Raw genomic sequence first — 6,445 nt, 5'->3', positions numbered from 1 at the left:
CCACATGGGAGTACGGCAGGCCCCCGTCGCCGTCCGCCACCGCCGCCGACGCCCCCGCCAGACCGCCGGCCAGCGCCCCCAACGCGGCGACCGCCGCCCCACCGGCCCGCACCCGCGCCCTCGTCCTCATCCTCGTCCTCGTCCTCGTACGACCGCTCATGTCTCCTCCTCCGACCCGCGCAACTTGCCTTCTTCCAGAAGGACTTCACCAGCCCGGCGCGGGCCGGACAATGAACCGCACACGACGAGGCGGCGGCGTAGCAGCGAATTCGCCTGCGCAGCAGAGCAGTTGTGGACGTACAGAGCGTCACAGCTCATCCGGCCCATCCAGCTCATCCGGCCTTCGAACGTGCTGATCACGCTTTCCCACGGCATACGGCCATACGTATACGGGTCGTCCGACCAAACGCCGGGTTACGGCAGCAGGTCATGAGCACGTACAGCCGCACCCGGGCGCACCCGCCCGTACCGGCATACCGGCATACCGGGTGCGGCTCGCTCCGAGGTGCGCGCCGATCACCCGTACGGCCGTACCGCCACACCGATCCTGCCGCCTTCCCTCCCCGTGCACACAGGACGCGGCCACACGCCCGTCACCCGAACCCCCGACCCTGGATGCCATGGACAGACGAGATGTGCTGAAGCTCTCCGCGAGCGCGGGTGCGGCCGGCGTCCTTACGCTGGCCCCCGTGGACTTCGCCGCCGCCTCGGACTCCGGCTCGGGCCAGGACTCCGCGGCCGGCTCCCCGGCGCCGGGTGACGGCACCGACGTGACCCGTACCCTCACCGGCCACCTGCCCACCGGCGTGGCCGACTTCGTGTACCTGCCCCTGAACGTGCCGCACGGCGTGCGGCAGATCGCCGTGTCGTACACCTACGACAGGCCCGACGTGCCCACCGGGGTACTCGGTAACGCCTGCGACATCGGCATCTTCGACCAGCACGGCACGGACCTGGGCGGCCGGGGCTTCCGCGGCTGGTCGGGCGGGGCGCGCACGGAGTTCTCGATCAGCGCGGAGCAGGCGACGCCCGGCTATCTGCCCGGGCCGGTCGAGGCGGGCACCTGGCATGTGGTGCTCGGCCCGTACACGGTCGCGCCGCAGGGCCTGAACTACTCGGTGACCGTCACCCTCACCTACGGCGATCGCGGCGCCACCCCCGCGCCCGACTACCCGCCGGAACAGGTGCGCGGCCGCGGTCGCGGCTGGTACCGCGGCGACTGCCACCTGCACAGCGTGCACTCCGACGGCAAGCGCACCCTGGAGCAACTGGCCGCGCTGGCCCGGACGGCGAAGCTCGACTTCATCAACTCCAGCGACCACAACACCTCTTCCGCGCACCCGCTGCTCGGCCCGCTGGCCGGCGACGACCTGCTCATCCTCACCGGTGAGGAGATCACCACCCGCAACGGCCACTATCTCGCGATCGGCATGGACGGCGGCGAGTGGATCGACTGGCGCTACCGGGCCCGCGACGACGCCTTCGACCGCTTCGCCCGGCAGATCCGCCGGGCCGGCGGCATCGTGGTGCCCGCCCACCCGTACGGCACCAGCCTCGCCGGCCAGTGGAAGTTCGGCTATGACAACGTCGACGCCATCGAGGTCTGGAACGGCCCCTGGACCGCCGATGACGAAGCGTCCCTGCTCACCTGGGACAACCTGCTCACCGGCGCGGCCCGGCGCAGCGACGGCCAATGGGTGCCCGCGATGGGCAACTCCGACGCCCACCGCGACCCCGACATCGTCGGCCTACCGCAGACGGTGGTGCTCGCCGATGGCCTGGACCGCCGCTCGCTCCAGGCCGGCATCCGCGCCGGGCGCTCCTGGATCGCCGAGAACGCCGATGTCCGGCTCTCCTTGTCCGCCACCGGCCCGCGCGGCGAACACGCGGGCATCGGTGACCGGTTGCAGGTCGCGGCCGACGCCGAGGTGACCGTCCGCGTCGAGGTCGGCGGTGTGCCGGCCGGCTCCCTGCTGCGGCTGCTCACCGACGAAGGCCAGGTCGTCGGCCAGGTCCTGCCCGCCTCCGGCGTCGTGGAGTGGACCACCACCGCGTCGCTGGCGTCCTACGTGCGCGCGGAGGTGCGGCATCCCGCCGCGGCCGGCGACACCTCCGGCCTGCCCGGACCGGCCGCCGCGCTCACCAACCCGATCTGGTTCGGCCGCGGTTACGACCTGGTGCACGACAGGCGGCGGGCTCGCGACGCCCTGGGTCGTTAGGGCCCGTCGTCCGAATCTCCGCGGTGTCGCGTCGCCCCCTGTCAGTACTGCCCTCGTCTCATCCGTCCGCGCATCCCTGCTGCCGTCCCCGCCTCGCGCCGTCCGCTACGCCGTGATGCGGATCGGCAGCAGGATGCGCCACACGGCGTCCTCCACCCCGTGCACCGCGGCTATCCAGCCGACGTTCTCCTCGTCGGTGCCGAGCCGTACGGCCTGCGCCAACTCGTCCATCACCTCGGTGAGATCGCCGTGCGTCATCGCCGGCTCCAGCCGGCCGCCCACCGCACCGTCGTCGTGATACCGGTGGTAGGCGGGCGCACCGCGCAGCACGCCCACCGGCCGCCAGTTCTGCGCGAGCCGCCACACCGGTTCGCCGGAGACATGGACGCCGTCCGCCTCGACGACCTCGATGCGCGCCCGGTCGACGGCGAGCGGCGTCCAGGTGTCGGTGCCGGTGAGCACCATCGCCGGGTCGCAGCGCCGCGCCGCGTGCGCCACCGAGCTCGTCGCCCCCGGCGAGGACAGCATGAGCGGCACCGCGGACATGCCGGCGTACAGGCAGCCGAGTAACGCACCTGCGAGGTCAGGACCTTGCGGGTAGACGAGCATGACGCGGCTGCCCGGCTGCAGCACGCTGCCCAGCCGTGCGGCGACCGCCCGGGCCCGGCGGTCCAGCTCGGCGAAGCTGCACCCGGCGGTACCGGTCGTCGGCGCGCTGTCGCCGTAGGGCAGCGCGGGGATGCCCTGCGGTCGATGCTCGGCCCGCTGCCGGAGCAAGGGACCGGGCAGACGCCCGCCACCGCCCAGGGTGGTGTGGGAACCACCGCCGCGCCCCCGCCGAGGCCGGCTGTGCTTCCCGCCGCCGCGGGTCACCGTGTCCGTCCCGGTGGGTGCGGGCGGTACGGATCCCGTCCCCGGGAGCGTGGATGTCCCGTGCAGCGATGGCCAGGAGAGCACCGCACCGGACACAGGTGATGTTTCCCGGCGCAATACTCCTGAAACCGAAGAATCCGCCGAATCGTTTTTGCCCGACATCCGCATGTCCCCGTCACCCGCCCATTCGCAGGGCACACATAGGTGTGAACCTGTCCCACACAGCACAACCTCCGCGCACGCACAGACAGAACCTCGAATTCGGCCCAACATTCGGCACGAGGCCGGATCGGCACCATGCACGGGGTGACCTCGGCCGCCCGACACGGCAAACTGGCACGGACGGGGCCGAACTTTCGGCTCCGCGTGTCATGCAGAGAACTGTTCCGTCCAGCGATGAACGATAGATATACGCGCGGAGCGCCGGGCTCGGGGACGCGCCCGGCATGTGCACATGGGCGATCCAGGGGGCAGACGATGGAAAGCAGCACGGAACCGGGCGGCCTGCGATACGCCGTCCTGGGCCCGGTGCGTGCCTGGCGTGGCGACGACCCGATCGGCACCGGGGCACCACAGCAGCGGGCCGTGCTCGCGGCGTTGCTGCTGCGTGGCGGCCGCACCGCCTCCGCGTCCGAACTGCTGGATGCCATCTGGGGCGAGAGCCCGCCCAACACCGCGCTTGCCGCGCTGCGTTCGTACGCCTTCCGGCTGCGCAAGGCGCTCGGCCCCGAGTCACTGGTCACCGACTCCGGCGGCTATGCCCTGCACGTCGCGCCCGACGCCCTCGACTACACCGTCGCCGAACGCCTCGCCGCCGACGCGGAGGAGGTCAGGGCGACCGACCCGGACCACGCCCGCCGCCTGCTGACGGCCGCACTCGACCTGTGGCACGGCGAACCACTGGCCGGCCTGCCCGGGCCCTACGCGGAGACGCAGCGCTCCCGGCTGGCCGAATGGCGGGTCGGCCTGATAGAGGCATGCCTCGAACTCGATCTGGAACTGGGCGCGCACGCCGAGGCGGTCTCCGAACTCACCGCGGTCTCCTCGGAACACCCGTTGCGCGAGCGGCTGCGCGCCCTGCTGATGCTCGCGTTGTACCGGAGTGGGCGCCAGGCCGAGGCACTGGGCGTCTACGCCGACACCCGCCGCCTGCTCGCCGACGAGCTCGGCATCGACCCCTCCGCCGAACTCAGCGACCTGCACCAGCGCATCCTGGAGGCCGATCCGGACCTGGCCGCGCCGGTCTCCGCGGTCGCCGCGGTACCTGAGATCGTCCGCCCCGCGCAACTTCCCGCGAGCGTGCCCGATTTCACCGGCCGCCGCGCCGTCGTCGACGAACTGAGCCGCCAACTCGCCCTGGCCACCGAGCAGGGCAAGGAGGGCGGGGTGATGGCGGTCTCCGCCGTGGCCGGGATCGGCGGCGTCGGCAAGACCACACTCGCCGTGCACGTCGCGCATGCGGTCCGGGACGCCTTCCCCGACGGTCAGTTGTACGTCGACCTGCAAGGCACCGAACCACGTCCGGCCGAACCCGAGGCCGTACTCGGCGCGTTCCTGCGGGCGTTGGGCGTGCCCAACCCCGCCATCCCCGACTCGCTGGCCGAACGCGCCGCGCTCTACCGCTCCACCCTCGACGGCCGCCGCGTCCTCGCCCTCCTCGACAACGCCTACGACGCCGCGCAGATAAGGCAGTTGCTCCCCGGCACACCCGGCTGCGCCGCCCTGGTCACCAGCCGGATGCGGATGGTCGACCTGGAAGGCGCGCACCTGGTCGACCTCGACGTGATGTCGCCCGAGGAGGCGCTGCAACTCTTCAGCCGGATCGTCGGCGAGGAGCGGGTGGCCGGGGAACGGCAGGCCGCGCTCGCCGTGGTGGGCGCCTGCGGCTTCCTGCCGCTGGCGATCCGTATCGCCGCCGCCCGGCTGGCCGCCCGCCGGACCTGGACCGTCTCCGTGCTGGCCCGCAAACTCGCCGACCAGCGCCGCCGGTTGGACGAACTGCGGGCCGGCGACCTCGCGGTCAAGGCCACCTTCGCCCTCGGCTATGGCCACCTGTCGCCCCAGCAGGCCCGCGCCTTCCGGCTGTTGTCCCTCCCCGAGGGCCCCGACATCTCGCTGGACGCGGCCGCCGCCGTCCTGGAGCTCGACCCGTACACGGCCGAGGAGTTGCTGGAGACGCTGGTCGACATAAGCCTCATCGAGTCGGCCGCGCCGGCCCGTTACCGCTTCCACGACCTGCTGCGGCTGTACGCCCGCGAGTGCGCCGAGCGCGACGAGACCGAGCAGGAGCGCTGCTCGGCGCTGTCCCGGCTGCTGGACTTCTACCTCGCGTCGGCCGCGGCGGTCTACGCGCTGGAGAACCCCGGCGATCGCGTGCTGGACCATTTCGCCGGCACCTCGTGCCCCGGCCTGGCCTTCGATTCCCGCGAAGCCGGGCTGGAGTGGCTGTTCGCCGAGGCCCAGGTGCTGTTGGCGGCCGTCGAGCAGTCTGCCGACGACGACTGCGGCGGCCTGATGCGCAAGGCGACGGACCTGCTGTGGGCCGCCCAGGACCTGATGGAGTCGGGGATCTACGCCCGGCAGTACGAACAGGCCGCGCACGCGGTCGTGGCCACCGCGAACGCCTGCGGCGACGCCCTGGTCGAGGGCCGGGCCAGGGTGCTGGTCGCCCAACTCCTGCGGATGACCGCCCGCTTCACCGCCGCGGACGAGGAAGCGCGGCGCGCGATGGTCGTCGGGCTGGCCGCCGAGGACCCGGTCACCTGCAGCTACGCGCCGAACCTGCGGGGCATCATCGCGCATCAGGCGCAACGCTTCGACGTCTGCACCGAGTACCACGAAGCCGCCCTGGAGGCGTTCCGGTCCGACGGCAACCGGCACGGCGAGGCGTCCGCGCTCAGCAACCTGTCCCGTGCCCAGCTGAGCCTCGGCGACTCCGACGCGGCGGTCGCCACCAGCCAGCAGGCGCTCGCCATCTACCGGGAGTTGAACGTCGGCTTCCGGCTCGGCAACGGCCTGTACGCCGTTGCGGTCGCGCTCACCGCCGCCGGACGCGTCGACGAGGCGGTGGCCCGGCTGAACGAGGCGGTGGAGATCTTCCGCGACGCCCGGCAGCAGTTCTGGGAGGGCATGACGCTCTACCGGCTGGCCGAGGCACACCGGGCGGCCGGACACAGCCTGCGGTCGGCGGCCGCGGCCGAACAGGCCCTGGTCATCCAGCGTGAGGTGGGCGGCGAGTGGCGCACCGCCAACGTGCTCACCGTGCTCGGCCGTGCCCTCGCCGACATGGGGCAGCTCGTGCGGGCGCACGCATGCTGGCACGATGCGCTGGGCATGTACGTGGCACTCGGCTC

At 72.5% G+C, this 6,445-nt stretch carries 4 protein-coding genes; 2 read left to right on the top strand and 2 right to left on the bottom strand.

The window, feature by feature from the left end; all coding sequences use genetic code 11:
* Nucleotides 1–156 precede the first annotated feature (156 nt).
* Nucleotides 157–360 (bottom strand): hypothetical protein, encoded by a 204-nt coding sequence (locus tag AC13HU_RS29230; protein WP_483044972.1) that lies wholly within the window; start codon nt 358–360, stop codon nt 157–159.
* Between the two features lie 260 nt (nt 361–620).
* Between AC13HU_RS29230 and AC13HU_RS29225 the strand changes: the two genes are divergently transcribed.
* Nucleotides 621–2,219: a CehA/McbA family metallohydrolase gene (locus tag AC13HU_RS29225; protein ID WP_483044971.1), complete on the top strand. Its 1,599-nt coding sequence runs from the start codon at nt 621–623 to the stop codon at nt 2,217–2,219.
* A gap of 105 nt (nt 2,220–2,324) precedes the next feature.
* Here the strand turns inward: AC13HU_RS29225 and AC13HU_RS29220 are convergent, their stop codons facing one another.
* Nucleotides 2,325–2,996 (bottom strand): AMP-binding protein, encoded by a 672-nt coding sequence (locus tag AC13HU_RS29220; protein ID WP_483044970.1) that lies wholly within the window; start codon nt 2,994–2,996, stop codon nt 2,325–2,327.
* A 573-nt stretch (nt 2,997–3,569) separates the two neighbouring features.
* Between AC13HU_RS29220 and afsR the strand changes: the two genes are divergently transcribed.
* The coding region (gene afsR, locus AC13HU_RS29215) for an SARP-family global regulator AfsR (RefSeq protein ID WP_483044969.1) at nt 3,570–6,445 on the top strand (2,876 nt) is incomplete at its 3' end.

Source organism: Streptomyces sp. NH27 (assembly GCF_056859195.1).
The sequence above is the reverse complement of the archived record's forward strand: the minus strand, read 5'-3'. Positions and strand labels throughout refer to the sequence as shown.

Excerpts from the sequence above, each read along its gene's own strand:
- AC13HU_RS29225 (WP_483044971.1), top strand. The coding sequence starts at position 621 with ATGGACAGACGAGATGTGCTGAAGCTCTCCGCGAGCGCGGGTGCGGCC.